Genomic DNA, 15,868 nt, shown 5'->3' on the forward strand with positions numbered 1-15,868 from the left:
GTACCTTCCCGTCACGGCGCCCCGCATCAGCGGGCCACCGCCTCGTAGACGAAGTTCAGCAACGCCACGTCGCCGTCGCGGCGGCCGTAGCCGGCTGCGGCGTGGCTCATCGCCCAGAGCCGCTGCGGGTCCCGGATCAGCGGGATCACCGTCCGCTCCACCCAGGCCGGGGTCATCTCGGCGTCGTCGACCAGCAGGCCGCCGCCCGCCTCCACCACCGGCAGCGCGTTGCGCTTCTGCTCCTGGTTGCTGTGCGGGTAGGGCACGTAGACGGTGGGCAGGCCGATCGCGGCCACCTCGGCGCAGGTCATCGCGCCGCCCCGGGCCAGCATCAGGTCGGCGGCGGCGTAGCCCAGCTCCATCTCGGACAGGTAGGGCAGCGTGACGTACGGCACCGGCAGGTCGGTGGGCACCGAGACCGGCTCGTTGCGGGCGCCGATGACGTGCAGCACCTGCACGCCGTTGCGGGCCAGTTCCTTCGCCGCGCCGGAGACGGCCAGGTTGATCGAGCGGGCGCCCTGCGAGCCACCGGCGACGAAGAGCACCGGCAGGTCGGGGCGGAGTCCGAAGTGGGCGCGGGCGGCGTCACGCAGGGCGGCCCGGTCCAGCCCGGCGATGCCCCGGCGCAACGGCACCCCGACCACCCGGGCGTCGCGCAGCGCCTCGGCCTGGGCCGGCTGGTGCGGGAAGCCCACCGCGACGTTCTTGGTGAACTTCATCCCGAGCCGGTTCGCCACGCCCGGCGGCACGTTCACCTCGTGGATGACGATCGGCAGCTCCCGCCGCCACGCGGCCAGGTAACCGGGCACCGAGACGTACCCGCCGAAGCCGACCACGGCGTCGGCCTGGACCTCGTCGATCACCTTTCCCGCGGCGCGGGCCGCCTTCCACATCCGGTCCGGGGTACGCACCAGGCTCATGTTCACCGACCGGGGCAGCTGGTACGCCGGGATCTGCCGCAGGTCGTAGCCGGCCGGCGGGATCAGCTCGTTCTCCAGCCCCTTCGGTGTGCCCAGACAGGTGATCCGGACGCTCGGGTCGTGTCGGCGCAGGCAGTCGGCGAAGGCGAGCAGCGGATAGATGTGCCCGCCCGTACCCCCTCCGCAGAGCACCACCGAACGCAGCGGACCCATCAGCGTCTCCTCTCGCTCGCCGCGCCGGAGCGCGCCCGGTCGGACCGGGCGCCGCGGGGCGCGGCCTGGTCGTCCTGCCGCCGCTGCCGGGACCGGGGCACGGACCCTCGGTCGGCCGGAGGCGGCGCCGGTCGACGGCGCCGGCCGGGAAGCGGCGGCAACGGGGCCCACACTAGTCGGACCCATCGGGCGGGCGGACGGGCATGCAGCGCTCGCGCCGCGTCCGGCTCGGCGCGGGCGAAGGAGGCGAGCATGCCGATCGCGGCGAGGGTCACCACGAGGGCGCTGCCGCCGTCGGAGATGAACGGCAGCGGTACGCCGGTCAGCGGCAGCAGCCCGGTCACGCCACCGATGTTGATGACGGCCTGGCCGACCAGCCAGGCGGTCACGCCGGCGGCGGCGAGCCGGCGGAACGGGTCCTCGACCCGGCGGGCGATGCGCATCCCGGTGTACGCGAGCACGGCGAACAGCACCAGGATCACGGTGCAGCCGACCACCCCCAGCTCCTCGGCGATGATGGCGAAGATGAAGTCGTTGTGCGCCTCGGGCAGCCAGCCGTACTTGAAGCTGCTCTGGCCCAGGCCGACGCCGAACCAGCCGCCGTTGCCGATCGCGTAGCGGGCCTGCACGAGCTGGTAGCAGTAGTCCAGCTCCTGCTCGAAGCAGGTACGCGGGGACGGCGGGTCGAGCCACATGGTGAGGCGGCCGAGCCGGTAGTTGTCGGCGCCCCGGGAGCCGGAGCCGGCGCCGAGCGAGGCCGCGGCCACCAGCAGGCCGACGCCGGCCAGGCCGATCCCGGTGAGCGCGGCGAAGACCCGGGTCCGTACGCCCGCCGCCCAGAGCATGCCGACCACGAGCGCGAGCAGGCAGAGCATGCTGCCCAGGTCGTTGTAGCCGACCAGCACGAACAGCAGGCCGACCACCGGGAACAGCGGGGTGGCCAGCTCCTTCCACCAGCCCAGCGCCGCGCCCTTGCGGGCGAGCACGTGCGCGCCCCACAGCGCCAGCGCGAACTTCGCCACCTCGACCGGCTGCACGGAGATCGGGCCGAGGTAGAGCCAGAGCAGGTGCGCCTTCAACGGCCCGATCGACGCCACCCCGAACAGCGAGTTCAGCGCCACCAGCAGGTTGAGCAGCAGCAGCAGCGCCACCGCCACACCCAGCGCCGGGCGGCTGACCGCGCGGAACGTGCGCGCGGGCAGCCGCTGGCAGGCCCAGAACGCGCCGATGCCGATCACCGCGAAGACGGTCTGCTTGGTCAGCGACGCCGCCGCGTCGCCGTCCATGACGTAGTCCCGCACGCTGGTCGCGGAGAAGACCATCGTGAGGCCGATCAGCAGCAGCAGGCCGGCGCTGGACAGCAGCAGGTAGTAGGAGGCCAGCGGCCGGGCCAGCAGACCGCGCAGCGCGGCCAGGCCACCGGCCGGGTCCCAGCGCGCCGCCGGCGGGTCGGCCGGGGGCGTGGCCGCCGGCGCACGGCGGGCCGGCGGGTCGGTGGTCACCTGGTTGTCTCGTCCCTCCCCCACAGGCCCATCATGGCCGCTCGGCCCGCCCGCCCGTGGCGCAACCGCCCGGTCGGCGTGTCGGATCTGAAGGAAGGGCCCCTTATTAACAGACGTCTGTTAATAAGGGGCCCTTCCTTACACCCGGGGGCGTCAGCTCACCGCGGCGAGGAACTCGCTGTAGAACAGGCCCAGCGCGATGGCCACGCCGATGCCGGCGATGATCCAGAACCGGACGACGATGTTGACCTCGCTCCAGCCGGCCAGCTCGAAGTGGTGCTGCAGCGGCGACATCCGGAACACGCGCTTGCCGGTGGTACGGAAGGAGATGATCTGGATGACCACGGACATGGTGATGATCACGAAGAGGCCGCCCAGGATCGGCAGCAGCAGGATGGTGCGGGTGGACATCGCCATGCCGGCGATCAGGCCGCCCAGCCCGAGCGCGCCGGTGTCGCCCATGAAGATCCGCGCCGGGGACGTGTTCCACCAGAGGAAGCCCACGCAGGCGCCCGCGGCCGCGCCGGCGATCAGCGCGATCTCCAGCGGATCGCGCACGGTGTAGCAGTACGCCTCGGTGTAGTTCGGGTCGGCGCACCAGTGCCGGTACTGCCAGAACGCGATGAGCGCGTACGCCGCGAGCACCATCACCGAGGCGCCGGTGGCCAGGCCGTCCAGGCCGTCGGTGAGGTTGACGCCGTTGGTGGCCGCCATGACCACCATGATGATGACGATCACCGAGCCGATCTTGCCGATCTCCAGCGCCGGGATGTCCCGGATGAAGCTCAGCGTGGTGCTGGCCACCGTCTCGGTGTTCGTCGCGTTCCCGCCGGCGTCGGTCATGCTCGACGGGAAGTAGACCGCCACCGCGCCGAAGACCGCGCCGACCAGGATCTGCCCGGCCAGCTTGCCCCGCTTGTTGAGGCCGCCGCTGTGCCGCTTGCGCACCTTCAGGAAGTCGTCGATGAAGCCGACCGCGCCGGAGAACACCATCAGCCCCAGCAGCACCAGCGCCGTGATGGTCGGCTCGACCTGGGCGATCTGCGCGTCCGGCAGCGTGGTCAGGGCCAGGTGCCCGGCGACGTACGCGATGACCGTGGCCAGGATGAAGACCACGCCGCCCATCGTCGGCGTGCCCTTCTTGCCCTCGTTGCTGGCGAGCCCGAGGTTCGACCGGATCGGCTGGCCGGCCTTCAGCCGGGCGAACACCTTGATCGCGATCGGGGTGCCGAACAGCGAGATCAGGAACGCGACCCCGATGGCGACGATGACCGCCCTCATGCGGCGCCGCCCTCCGTCGCACCCTCGCGGGCGTCCGCGCGCAGCGCGTCGGCCACCTCCCAGGTCCGGTACCGGGAGCCCTTAACCAGCACCACGTCTCCCGGACGCAGCTCGCTCCGCAGCACCTCGACGGCCGCCGCCTGATCGCTGAGCAGCACCGACTCTCCTCCCCAATTGCCTACCGCTGTCGCGCCCTCGTGGATCGGCGCCGCCGGCTCGCCCACCACGAGCAGCCGGTCCACTCCCAGCTCGGCCGCGAGCCGGCCGACCTGCTGATGCCCCTCCCGTTCGAAGTCACCCAGCTCGGCCATGTAGCCGAGCACCGCGACCGTACGCCCCTGCCCGCGCATGCTGGCCAACGCCCGCAGCGCCACGCCGGTGGAGGCCGGGTTCGCGTTGTACGAGTCGTCGATCACGGTCACCCCGTCGGGACGCTCGAAGACGTCCATCCGCCGGGTGGAGACCAGGCCCAGCTCGTTCAGCGCCGCCGCCAGGTCCGGCAGCGCGAGGCCCAGCTCGCGACCGACCGCCGCCGCGGCGAGCGAGTTGGAGACCTGGTGCCGGCCGGTCAGCCCGAGCCGCACCGGCGCGCTCCCCTCCGGAATGACAAGCGTGTACGACGGCCGCCCCCGGCCGTCGAGCGTCACGTCCACGGCGCGCACGTCGGCGCGCTCCGACTCGCCGTAGCGCACCACCCGCGCCTGCGTACGCGCCGACATCGCGTCCACCCGCGGGTCGTCGGCGTTGAGCACCGCCAGCCCGTCCGCGGGCAGCGCCTCGACCAGTTCGCCCTTGGCGAGCGCGATGGTCTCCACCGAGCCGAACTCGCCCAGGTGCGCCACGCCGACGTTGAGCACCACCGAGATCCGGGGCGGCACCACCTCGCACAGGTACCGGACGTGCCCCACCCCGCGGGCGCCCTTCTCCATCACCAGGTAGCGGGTCTCGGGGGTGGCCTGCAACGCCGTGTACGGGTGCCCCAGCTCGTTGTTGAACGAGCCGGGCGGGGCCACTGTCGGGCCGAGCCGGACCGCGAGCTGGGCGATCAGGTCCTTGGTGGTGGTCTTGCCGGACGAGCCGGTCAGCCCGATCACTGTGAGCCCGGGCAACCGGTCGACGACGGCGCGGGCCAGCCGGCCCATCGCGTCGAGCGCGTCGCCGACGAGCACCATCGGCACGCCCGGCACCTCCCGGGTGCCGAGCACCGCCACCGCGCCCGAGGAGATCGCGCCGGCCGCGTAGTCGTGGCCGTCCACCTGCTCGCCGGGGAACGCGACGAAGAGCCCGCCCGGGGTGACCTTGCGGGAGTCGAACTCCACGGTGCCGGTGACCCGGCCGTCCGGGTCGGCGCCGGCCAGCCGGCCGTCGACAGCGGCGGCCACCTCGGCCAGCGTCAGCGGGATCACCGCTGACCCACCGGGTCGCCGAAGCGGGCGCGCAGCGCCGCCGCCAACTCCACCCGGTCGTCGAACGGCAGCACCTCGCCGCCGATCTCCTGGCCGCGTTCCTGGCCCTTGCCCAGCACCGCCACCACGTCACCCGGTTCGGCCACCCGGACCGCCTCCTCGATCGCCGCCCGCCGCCCGGGCACCTCGATGACGCGGGCCGGGGTCGCGGCGGCGTACGCGCCGGCCAGCACCTCGGCCCGGATCGCGGCCGGGTCCTCGGTCCGCGGGTTGTCGTCGGTCACCAGCACCACGTCGGCGCCGCGCGCGGCCACGCCGCCCATCACCGGCCGCTTGCCACGGTCCCGGTCGCCGCCGGCGCCCAGCACGCAGATCAGCCGGCCGCCGGTCAGGTCGCGCAGCGCGGTCAGCACCGCCTCGATCGCGTTGGCCTTGTGCGCGTAGTCGACCACCCCGCGTACCGGGGCGTCGCCGCTGACCAGTTCCAGCCGGCCGGGCACGCCGCCGCAGGCGGCCACGCCGCGCGCCGCGGTCTGCGCGTCCACCCCGACGGCGACCAGGAGGGCGACCGCCAGCAGCGCGTTCGCCACGTTGTGCCGGCCGGGCAGCGCCACGCCGGTGGGCAGCGTGAGCCCGTCCGGCCCGTGCAGCGTGAAGCGCTGCGCGTACCCCTCGCCGTCGACCCGGTCGGCCCACCAGGTCGCGGCCGGGTCGCCGGCCGCCGAGTAGGTGACGGTGCCGGGCTTGTACAGCGGACGCAGCGCCGGGTCGTCGTGGTTGAGCACCTCGACGCGGCAGCGGCCGTCGAAGAGCCGGGCCTTGGCCGCGAAGTAGTCGGCCTCGTCGGCGTGGAAGTCCAGGTGGTCGGAGCCGAAGTTGGTGTAGCCGCCGACGTCGAAGCGGACCCCGCCGACCCGGCCCATGGCGAGGGCGTGGCTGGACACCTCCATGACCACGGTGTCCACCCCGTGCTCGCGGGCCACCGCGAGCATGGCGTGCAGGTCGGTGGCCTCCGGGGTGGTCCGGACGCTGTCGATCACCAGGTCGCCGAGGCGGGTCTCCACGGTGCCGATCAGGCCGGTGACACGCCCGGCGGCGCGCAGCCCGGACTCGACCAGGTAGCTGGTGGACGTCTTGCCGGCGGTGCCGGTCACGCCGATCACGGTCAGGCCGGCGGTCGGGTCGCCGTAGACCGTCGCGGCCACCTCGCCGAGCGCCTCGCGCGGGTCGTCGACGACGAGCACGGGCAGGTCCGTGCCGGCGGCCAGCGCCACGCCGGCCGCGTCGGTGAGCAGCGCCACCGCGCCCGCCTCGGCGGCGGCGGCGGCGAACTCCGCGCCGTGGCGCCGGGCGCCGGGCAGGGCCGCGTACAGGTCGCCGGGGCGGACCTCCTGGCTGGCGTGGGTCACGCCGGTGACAGCCACCTCGGCGGCCCCCTCCGGCGGGGTCACCGCCACGCGGGCGGCGAGATCGCCGAGCCGTACGGGAAGCACGGTGGCGGGACGTGGATTGCCGGGCACGGCGTCAGACCCTACCCGGTCGTCCGGTTCCGACCGCACAGCCGCCCCGGTGGTTCGTCGCCACTCACCGATGATGTCCCGCCGTCCCCGCTCAGCGCGGAAAGACCTCGAACTTCGGGGACTTGTTGGTCAGCGACGGCGGCACCCGGTAGTGGCGGAGAGTGAAGCCCATCATCTCCCGGAACGCGGGCGCGGCGACCGCGCCGCCACCGCCACCGGGGCTCCACACGAAGACCGCCACCACGTACCGGGGGTTCTCCGCCGGGGCCATGCCGATGAACGAGCCGACCTCGCCGGGCTGCTGCTTGCCGTTGTCGTAGCGCAGCCCGGTGCCGGTCTTTCCGGCCACCCGGTAGCCGGGCACGGCGGCGGCCAGCCCGGTGGCCTGCCCCTCCGGACCGTCGACGGTGGTGACCGCCTCCATCATCCGGCGCAGCGCGGCCGCGTTGGCCGGACTGAGCACGGACCGGGTGGTCGGCTTCGCGGCGGGGCTGCGATCGCCGTCCGCGCCGACGGTCTCCTTGACCAGGTGCGGCTGCACGTACGTGCCGTTGTTGGCGATGGCGGCGTACGCGGCGGCCATCTGCAGCGGCGTGGCGTCCACGCTGTGCCCGATCGGCACCGACCCGTACGCCGAGCCGCTCCACTGGTCGGGCGGAAGCAGCCGGCCGGGTGCCTCACCCGGCATGCCCTCACCCGTCGCCTGGCCCAGCCCGAACCGCTTCTGGTAGTCGAACAGCCGTTCCTTGCCCAGCCTCTCGCCGATCTCGATGGTGCCGACGTTCGACGAGAAGGCGAGCATGCCGGGGATGCTCAGGGTGCGGCCGTCGACCGGGTGGGTGTCGCGGAAGGTGACCCCGCCCCGTTCGACGGTGTTGGCGACCGGGAACGCGGTGTCCGGGGTGATCACGCCTTCCTGGAGCGCCGCGCCGAAGGTGATGGCCTTGTGGATCGAGCCCGGGTCGACGACGAACGTGGTGGCCGCGTCGTCCCGGTCCGACGGCGAGCTGACCTTGGTGGGGTTGGCCGCGTCGTACGTCGGCTGGCTGGCCTGGGCCAGCACCTCGCCGCTGGGGATCTCGATGATCACCGCCGCGCCGACGCTGCCCTTCACCGCCGCCGTCTGCTTGGCCAGGATCCGCTGCGTCATGAACTGCAGGTCCCGGTCGACTGTGAGCTGCAGCGAGCTGCCCGGCTTCGGCTGGGTGGTCCGGCTGTAGCCGCCCGGGATCGGCGCGGCCAGGTCGCCCTGGCCCACCTCGTAGGTCCGTTTGCCGGCCTGCCCGCGCAGCACGTCGTCGTACTTGGCCTCCAGCCCTTCCAGGCCGTTCATGTCCTGGCTGACGAAGCCGATCAGGTTGGCGGCCAGGTCGCCGCCGGGCACCTCGCGCCGCTCGTCCCGGTGCGTGTTGATGCCGGCCAGGTCGAGCGCCATGATCTGCTTGGCGGTGCCGATCTCGACGCCCCGGGCCAGGTAGACGAACTGCAACGGGGTGTCGGTGCCGGGCAGGGTGCGCTCGCGCATCTTCTCGGCCAGGTCCGAGGCGGGCACGCCGAGCAGCGGGGACAGCGCCCGCGCGGTGGCGAACCGGTCCTTGACCCGGGTCGGGTCGGCGAAGACGTACCGGGCCTCCACGCTGTGCGCCAGCGGCTCACCGTTGCGGTCGAGGATCGCCCCGCGCGGGGCGGGCAGCTCGACCACGGCGAGCCGGTTGGGCAGGCCGCCGTCGGCGTACGCCGGGGTGTCGACGGTCTGGAGGTAGACCAGCCGCACGCCGATGCTGGCGAACAACGTCAGCGCCAGCAGCGTGCCGAGGCGCAGCCGCCGGCGCGGGTCACCGAGTCGCGGCGGCCGGCGCGGCTTGCGGACCGGGCGGCGCGGCTGGGCGGCGGGACGGCGCGGCTGGGACCGGCGGCGCGGCGGCGGCGCGTCCTCCTCGTCGTCGAACGGCTCCCGCACCGGGCGGGGCGAGACGGTCCGCACCACGCCCGCACGGCCGCCCGCCGCGGTGGCCCGGCGACCGGTCCGGCCGCCGTCACCCGCGGTATCGCGCTGGCCGCCGCGCCCGGTCCGGCCGCCGTCGAGCACCTGCAAGGCGGGCCGGAACGGGTCGCCGGACCGGGTGCTGCGGGGGGTACGCCGTTGCTCGGCGCCGCCGCCCTCGCGCACGGTCCGCCCGCGTGGGGTGTACGCCCGGGCGTCGGAGATCCCGCCGAGACCCGGCTCGCGCGGCTCCGACCCCCGCGACGATCCGCGCCGGGAGCCCGTGGCGTCCCGGCGCGGATCCTCCGATCTCGGCGGCACCGCTCAGCCTCCGTTGCCCTGCTGACTGGTGACCGACGGGGCGCCCTGGGCGGGGTGCGGCACCCCGATGGTCTGCCCGTCCGGCAGCCGGATGTAGGCCGGGTCCTCGGACTCGACCAGGCCCAGCTTGCGGGCGTTGGCGGTCAGGTTGCCCGGCGCCTTCTGGTCGGCGATCTCCTTCTTGAGCTCCTGCTCGTCCACGTCGAGCTTGGCCTGCTGCTGCTGGAGCTTCTCCAGCTTGAAGGCGTTCTCGTTGATCTTGGTGTTGACGGCCAGGATGCCCAGCACCCCACCGACCACGAGCACCAGGATCAGTGCGACGAAGGGCGCCCGGGGCACCCGGATCGGCGCCGGCGGGGCGACCCGCAGACGCGGCGCCGGCGTACCCGTGACCCGGGTCCGCTCGGCCGGCCGCAGGGCGGCGCTGCCCTGCGTCGGGAACTCGCGCGCCCCCCGGGCGTGAGTGGCCTCCCGGCGGTCGGTCGAAGTCGTGTCCCGCGTGGTGCGCTGCGCCGCGGTCCGGCCCCCCGACCGCGGTGCGCGCTGCCCGACGGCTCCCCGGCCGTCGCGCTTCTCGACGTTCATGTCCCCTCCCCCTCCTCGTCCGTCCCGATCCCGTCCCCCGGAGCCGACGCGGGGTCCGTCACGGACCCCGGTGACCCCGTCCCCGGTTGGTGCATCGCCTTCACCCGGCGGCGGTACCGTTCGCGGTCGGTACGCCCCTGCTGGGCCGCCTCCGGGTCGAGCCGTTCCGCTGCCCGCAGCCGCACCGAGGCGGCGCGCGGATTCGCGGCGACCTCCGCCTCCCCGGGCAGCTCGGCGCCCCGGCTCAACAGCCGGAACGTCGGGCCCGACCCGGGCAGTTCGACCGGGAGGTCGACCGGGCCCTTACTGCGGACCCGGTCGGCGAGCGCGTGCTTGGTGAGCCGGTCCTCCAGCGAGTGGTAGGACAGGACCACCATGCGGCCGCCCACTGTGAGCTTGTCCAGAGCGGCCGGCAGCGCTGTCTCCAGCACTGCCAGCTCTCTGTTTACCTCGATCCTCAAAGCCTGAAACGTTCTCTTTGCCGGGTGTCCACCAGTTCGTCGGGCCGGTGCCGGGATGCTCTCCCGGACCAGCTCGGCCAGCCGGGCCGACGACGTGATCCGGGCCCGCTCCCGTTCCCGGATGATCGCCGAGGCGATCTTCCCGGCGAACTTCTCCTCGCCGTACACCCGCAGCAGGCGGGCCAGGTCCGGGTGGGAGTAGGTGTTGACCACCTCCTCGGCGGTCACCCCCCGGGTCTGGTCCATCCGCATGTCCAGCGGCGCGTCCTGCGCGTACGCGAACCCGCGGTCGGGCGCGTCGAGTTGCAGGGACGAGACGCCGAGGTCGAACAGCACCCCGTCGACGGCCGGGTAACCGAGCCGGTCGAGCACCTCGGGCAGCTCGTCATAGACGGCGTGCTCCAGGTGGATCCGGTCGGCGAACCGGGCCAGGCGGACCCGCGCGTGGGCGAGCGCCTCGGTGTCCCGGTCCAGGCCGATCAGCACCGTGTCCGGATGCGCCGTGAGCACCGCCTCGGCGTGCCCGGCCAAGCCGAGCGTGGCGTCGACGTGGACGGTGCGACCGGGCCGGCCCAGTGCGGGGGCCAGCAGCTCGAGACACCGCTCGAGCAGCACCGGCACGTGCGTGCCGCGTAGCTCCCCCATCTCGACCCCCACCCCGTTCGTCAACCGTTCCGTCACGTGTCCGTCGTCGCCACGGCGCCTCGCCATACCGCCAGATCCCCATCCGCTCCCGCCCGCCGGAGGCCGCGGCCCTCCGTGTCGGATCGTGCGCCTGGCACCGGGGAAGGGGTGCCAGGAACTCGAAAGCGGCTGGAGATCTCGCAGTACGTCGGGCGCCGTCACGCCCTACAGACCGCCGGGCAGCACCCCCTCCTCGATGTCGGCGAAGTCGTCTTCGCTCTCCGCGAGGTAGGCCTCCCAGGCCGCCCTGTCCCAGATCTCCACCCGGGTGCTCGCCCCGATCACGACCAGATCCCGGTCCAGTGCCGCGTACGACCGCAGGTGGCCGGGAATGGTGACCCGCCCCTGCTTGTCCGGCACCTCGTCGTGCGCGCTGGCGAAGAAGACCCGGCTGTAGGCCCGGGCCGCCTTGCTCGTCATCGGCTGCGCGCGCAACTGGTCGGCGATCCGCTGGAACTCGGGCATCGGGAAGACGTAGAGGCAGCGCTCCTGCCCTTTGGTGATCACGACACCCCCCGCCAGTTCGTCCCGGAACTTCGCCGGCAGGATCAACCGGCCTTTGTCGTCCAGGCGCGGAGTGTGGGTGCCGAGGAACATCGGCCCAACCCCCTCGCCCTGAGCGGCGTTCGCGGCGCCGCTGACCCCCCGGGCCGGTGTGGCCCTCCCGGCCTCACCATCGCGCCCCACTCTACTCCACTTCCCTCCACCTGCAACCAGAATCGCCCGCGCGGCGTGGCGTTTCCGCGCGCAAAACAGCACGTCAACGCGGGTGGGGCGGAGTGGAGGGGGCGGGGAGCGCCCGGCACCGTCCGCTACCCGACATCGACCGACGCCGTCCGGCCCAGCGCGCTCCGGCCGTCCGCCGCGCCGTCCCCGGCCGAACGGTTCGCCGTCGGCGGCGATCTGGTGAGGGTGGCGGTCCGGTAACCTCGCTCGCGTGACGGACGCGAAGATGCCCTTGCGGGCAAAGGTGGCCAGCTCCGTGTCGCGCACCGCTGCGGCGCTGTCGCGGGCTGCGGGCCGTGGCGACGGTTCGGTGATCGGCGGCTGGATCGGCCTCAAGATCGACCCGGACCTGCTCGCCCACCTCTCGACCGGGCGCGCCATCGCCCTGGTGTCCGGCACCAACGGCAAGACCACCACCACCCGGCTCACCACAGCCGCGGTCGGCGTGCTGGGCCGGGTCGCCACCAACTCCTTCGGCGCGAACATGCCCACCGGCCACACCTCGGCGCTGGCCAAGGCCGGCAGCACCCCGTACGCGGTGCTGGAGGTGGACGAGCACTACCTCGCCCAGGTGCTGGAGGCGACCGAGCCGCACGTGGTGGCGCTGCTCAACCTCTCCCGCGACCAGCTCGACCGGGCCAAGGAGGTCGCCATGATGGCGCAGCTCTGGCGCGCCGCCCTGGTCCGGCACCCGCGGGTACGGGTGGTCGCCAACGCCGACGACCCGATGGTGGTGTGGGCCGCCTGCCCGCCGGCCGACCCGGCCCAGGGCCACGTGCCGCCGCACGTCACCTGGTTCAGCGCCGGGCAGCGCTGGCACGACGACTCCTGGGTCTGCCCCGAGTGCGGCTCCACCATCCAGCGCTCCGGCGAGCAGTGGTGGTGCACCGGCTGCCCGTTGCGCCGCCCCGAGCCGAACTGGACGGTCGAGGACGACGGCGTGCTCGACCCCACCGGCGCCTGGCACAAGATCCAGCTCCAGCTTCCCGGCAAGGTCAACCTCGGCAACGCGGCCACCGCCCTGGCCGTCGCCGCCGAGTTCGGCGTACGCCCGGTGGACGCGGTCTCCCGGCTCGGCAGCGTCACCTCGGTGGCCGGCCGCTACGCCCAGGTGGACCGCGACGGGCGCAACATCCGGCTGCTGCTGGCGAAGAACCCGGCGAGCTGGCTGGAGGCGTTCGACATGGCCGACGTCGCGCCGACACTGCTGTCCATCAACGCCCGCGACCCCGACGGGCTGGACACGTCCTGGCTGTTCGACGTGGACTTCTCCCCGCTGACCGGCCGGCAGGTGCTGATCACCGGCGACCGGGCGTACGACCTGGCGGTGCGGCTGGAGGTCAACGGCGTGCCGTTCCAGCACGTCCGCAGCTTCGACGAGGCGGTCCGCGCGGTGCCGCCGGGCCGGCTGGAGGTCATCGCCAACTACACCGCCTTCCAGGACATCCGAGCGGAGCTTGACCGTGTCAACTGAGAGCCTGCGCATCGTCTGGATCTATCCCGACCTGCTGTCCACCTACGGCGACCGGGGCAACGCGCTGATCCTGGCCCGCCGGGCCCAGCTGCGCGGCATGCCGGTCGAGGTGCTGGAGGTCCGCTCCGACCAGCGGCTGCCCGCCACCGCCGACATCTACCTGATCGGCGGCGGCGAGGACGGCCCGCAGGCGCTGGGCGCCCAGCGCCTGCTCGCCGACGGCGGCCTGCACCGGGCGGTGGCCCAGGGCTCGGTGGTCTTCGGCGTCTGCGCCGGCTACCAGCTGCTCGGCACCTCCTTCTTCGCCAAGGGCACCCGCTGCGCCGGCCTGGAGCTGCTCGACCTCTCCTCCGACCGCGGCCCCACCCGGGCCGTCGGCGAGCTGGCCGGCGAGGTCGACCCACGGCTGGGCATCCCGCACCTGTCCGGGTTCGAGAACCACGGCGGCCGTACCCACCTCGGGCCGGGCGTGTCCCCGCTGGCCCGGGTCACCGCGGGCGTCGGCAACGACGGCGCCACCGAGGGCGCGTGGCGGGGCAAGCTGCTCGGCACCTACTCGCACGGCCCGGCGCTGGCGCGCAACCCCGACCTGGCGGATCTGCTGCTGCGCTGGGCGACCGGCATCCACCAGCTTCCCCCACTCGACGACACCTGGGCCGACCGGCTCCGCTCCGAGCGCCGCACCGCGGTGGCCGCCGCCCCGAGGCCGTGACCGACGCCGCCCGGCCGGGGCGGCGACCGGTGGCCCGCCGGCTCGCCGGGTTGCTGCGGCAGCCCTCGGCGCGCCGGTTCGGGCTGCTTCTGCTGCTGCTCGCCGGGTTCGGCGTGACGCTGCTGCTGGTGCCCCGGCCGGATCCGGCCGACCTGCCCCGGCTCGCCGACTCGCTCGGCGGCTACGGCCCGCCCGCGGCGGTTCTCGGCGGCGCGCTGCTGCTGGTGGCGCTGGTGCCGCGCACGTTCGTCACGCTGGCCGCGGGCGCGGTCTTCGGCCCGGTGCAGGGCGCCGCGTACGCGCTCGGCGCGGCGCTGCTCGCGGCGGCCATCGGCTTCACAGTCGGCCGGGTGCTCGGCCGCGACTTCGTCGCCGAGCGGGTACGCGGCCGGCTGGCCCGCCTCGACGGCTGGTTCGCCCGGCAGAGCGTCTTCGGCGTGGTCACCGTGCGGCTGCTGCCGATCGCCGGGTTCGGGCTGGTCAGCTACGGCTACGGCACCACCGCCGCCCGGGTGCTGCCGTTCCTGACCGGCAGTGTGATCGCCTCCGCCCCCACCGCCATCGGCTACGCGGCGATCGGCGCCGCCGCGACCAGTCCCGGGTCGATCAACTGGTACGCCGCCGCGCCGGCCAGCCTCGGCCTGATCGCCAGCGTGCTGCTGGTCCACCGGTGGTGGCGGGCGGAACGGCGACGCGCTGCCGGCCCGGCCGGTCGACCTGCGGCGGAGGCCGGTCACGACGGTCCGCCGGGGGCGTCGGGCCGGTGACCGGGCCGCGGTGGCCCCCGGGAACGACCGCATGACGGTCCCGCCCGCCACGCGCAACGCGGTTGCCGGCGCTGCCTACCATTCGCGGGCATGAGGCTCTCGCCCCGCGCCGCGACCCGCTCCCGGACCTCGGCCGTCGTCTCGGCGGCCCTCACGGCGGCGCTGCTCTCCGCGTGCATCCCGGACAATGTGGCGCTCCCCTCGGGGACCGAGCACCTGCCCTCGTCGCAGGTGACCGCCGCGCCGGGTAGCGACTTCTGCCCGGTCGCCGTGCCGCAGAGCTGGCAGGACGCGGTCCGGGACGGTCGTCTGCCGCGGGAGCCCGGGGAACGGTGGGTGCCGCTCACCCCGGCGCCGGACGGCCGCTCCGCGTTCGCCACGGTGCAGCGCGACGGCCTCCCGGCGCTGCTGGTCAAGCAGGAGCGCAACGGCGACCGGCGGATCGTGGCCACCATGCCGGACCTGTTCACGTTCCCGCTGCTGGGGGACTTCGACGGGCGGTGGCTGGTCTACGCGCGCACCGACCTCCGCCGGGCCGCGCCGCACGGGGGTGGTGGCGCCGAGATCTTCGCCTGGGACGCGCAGACGGGGGGTGAGCCGCGGCAGGTCACCGGCGCCGTGCAGGGTGCCCGTCCGTTCCATCTGCACGACGGGAAGCTCGCCGTGACCCGGGTCGTCGACCAGTACCGGACCGAGCTGGCCCTGCACGACCTGGCGGCCGGAACGGCCCACCGGGTGGCCATCGGCCGGGTGAGCGCCGTCGGGTTCCGCGGCGCCGACCTGCTCTGGCACGACTGGTCGAAGCGCCGTCTGAACACCTTCCGTCCGAGCGGGAACCTGGTTTCCCAGCACGGAGCCTTCCTCGGCCGGGTCGAAGCGCCGGACATGACGACCGACGGCCGTACCATGGCCTGGATCTCCCCGGGCGACGGTGAGGTGAACGTCTGGCGGTCGGGCTGGAACGGACCCGTCCGGGTCCTGTCGGCGGCGCTGTCCACCCCGGTACCGGCGTCCGGCGGGCCCTCTGTCCCGCCGGACGCCGTGCCCCCGGCCGGCGGCCCCGTGAGCCGGGTCGCCAGACCCGCTGTCGTCGGCGACCTGGTGGTCTTCAAGTACAACCTGGGCTGGTACGTGGCCGACCTGCGGACCGGCTCGTACGCCCGGCTCACAGCGGACCACGCCGGGGCGGCGGTCTCGGGCCCGGCGCTGCTGATGGATTCGGACGACAGCTCCGTCCCGGCGGAACGGCACGCGTACTCACTGCTGCTCCTGGACCGGCTTCCGCCGCTGCCGGCATGCCCGTGACGTACCA

The 15,868-nt window shown here is 74.1% G+C and carries 13 protein-coding genes; 4 read left to right on the forward strand and 9 right to left on the reverse strand.

Annotation, left to right across the window (positions count from 1 at the left end; all coding sequences use genetic code 11):
* Nucleotides 1-26 precede the first annotated feature (26 nt).
* The 9 genes from murG to mraZ form a co-directional block, all read right to left on the reverse strand.
* On the reverse strand, nt 27-1,133 hold the full coding sequence (gene murG / locus FHU28_RS25460; protein WP_073831006.1) for an undecaprenyldiphospho-muramoylpentapeptide beta-N-acetylglucosaminyltransferase: 1,107 nt from the start codon (nt 1,131-1,133) through the stop codon (nt 27-29).
* The gene (locus tag FHU28_RS25465) at nt 1,133-2,548 is read right to left on the reverse strand and encodes an FtsW/RodA/SpoVE family cell cycle protein (RefSeq protein WP_184689896.1); all 1,416 of its coding nucleotides are present in this window, start codon (nt 2,546-2,548) and stop codon (nt 1,133-1,135) included. Before FHU28_RS25465 ends, murG begins: the two co-directional genes overlap by 1 nt.
* 240 nt (nt 2,549-2,788) lie before the next feature.
* Nucleotides 2,789-3,916: a phospho-N-acetylmuramoyl-pentapeptide-transferase gene (gene mraY / locus FHU28_RS25470; protein WP_073831008.1), complete on the reverse strand. Its 1,128-nt coding sequence runs from the start codon at nt 3,914-3,916 to the stop codon at nt 2,789-2,791.
* A complete protein-coding gene (locus FHU28_RS25475; protein ID WP_184686917.1) occupies nt 3,913-5,322 on the reverse strand; it encodes a UDP-N-acetylmuramoyl-tripeptide--D-alanyl-D-alanine ligase in 1,410 nt (469 codons plus the stop codon). Before FHU28_RS25475 ends, mraY begins: the two co-directional genes overlap by 4 nt.
* Nucleotides 5,319-6,881, reverse strand: a complete 1,563-nt coding sequence (locus FHU28_RS25480; protein WP_184686918.1) for a UDP-N-acetylmuramoyl-L-alanyl-D-glutamate--2,6-diaminopimelate ligase — start codon at nt 6,879-6,881, stop codon at nt 5,319-5,321. The genes FHU28_RS25475 and FHU28_RS25480 overlap by 4 nt, the downstream gene beginning before the upstream one ends.
* 52 nt (nt 6,882-6,933) lie before the next feature.
* Nucleotides 6,934-9,147 (reverse strand): peptidoglycan D,D-transpeptidase FtsI family protein, encoded by a 2,214-nt coding sequence (locus FHU28_RS25485; protein WP_184686919.1) that lies wholly within the window; start codon nt 9,145-9,147, stop codon nt 6,934-6,936.
* Nucleotides 9,148-9,150: 3 nt separating this feature from the next.
* Nucleotides 9,151-9,732, reverse strand: coding sequence for a cell division protein FtsL (ftsL, locus tag FHU28_RS25490; protein ID WP_184686920.1), 582 nt, complete (start codon nt 9,730-9,732; stop codon nt 9,151-9,153).
* The gene (gene rsmH, locus FHU28_RS25495; protein WP_184689898.1) at nt 9,729-10,838 is read right to left on the reverse strand and encodes a 16S rRNA (cytosine(1402)-N(4))-methyltransferase RsmH; all 1,110 of its coding nucleotides are present in this window, start codon (nt 10,836-10,838) and stop codon (nt 9,729-9,731) included. The genes ftsL and rsmH overlap by 4 nt, the downstream gene beginning before the upstream one ends.
* Before the next feature lie 204 nt (nt 10,839-11,042).
* Nucleotides 11,043-11,474 carry a division/cell wall cluster transcriptional repressor MraZ gene (gene mraZ, locus FHU28_RS25500; protein WP_073831045.1) on the reverse strand — a complete coding sequence of 144 codons (432 nt, stop codon included), beginning with the start codon at nt 11,472-11,474 and terminating at the stop codon, nt 11,043-11,045.
* Nucleotides 11,475-11,829: 355 nt separating this feature from the next.
* Between mraZ and FHU28_RS25505 the strand changes: the two genes are divergently transcribed.
* The 4 genes from FHU28_RS25505 to FHU28_RS25520 all read left to right on the forward strand — a co-directional run bounded on the left by FHU28_RS25505 (nt 11,830) and on the right by FHU28_RS25520 (nt 15,861).
* Complete coding sequence (locus tag FHU28_RS25505; RefSeq protein ID WP_184689900.1) at nt 11,830-13,077, forward strand: MurT ligase domain-containing protein; 1,248 nt, start codon at nt 11,830-11,832, stop codon at nt 13,075-13,077.
* Nucleotides 13,067-13,789, forward strand: coding sequence for a type 1 glutamine amidotransferase (locus FHU28_RS25510; protein WP_073831013.1), 723 nt, complete (start codon nt 13,067-13,069; stop codon nt 13,787-13,789). The genes FHU28_RS25505 and FHU28_RS25510 overlap by 11 nt, the downstream gene beginning before the upstream one ends.
* A gap of 29 nt (nt 13,790-13,818) precedes the next feature.
* Nucleotides 13,819-14,556 carry a TVP38/TMEM64 family protein gene (locus tag FHU28_RS25515; RefSeq protein WP_376700879.1) on the forward strand — a complete coding sequence of 246 codons (738 nt, stop codon included), beginning with the start codon at nt 13,819-13,821 and terminating at the stop codon, nt 14,554-14,556.
* 90 nt (nt 14,557-14,646) lie between these two features.
* A complete protein-coding gene (locus FHU28_RS25520; protein ID WP_184686922.1) occupies nt 14,647-15,861 on the forward strand; it encodes a TolB-like translocation protein in 1,215 nt (404 codons plus the stop codon).
* Nucleotides 15,862-15,868 lie beyond the last annotated feature (7 nt).

Origin of the sequence: Micromonospora echinospora (assembly GCF_014203425.1) — a bacterium.
Classification (GTDB): domain Bacteria; phylum Actinomycetota; class Actinomycetes; order Mycobacteriales; family Micromonosporaceae; genus Micromonospora; species Micromonospora echinospora_A.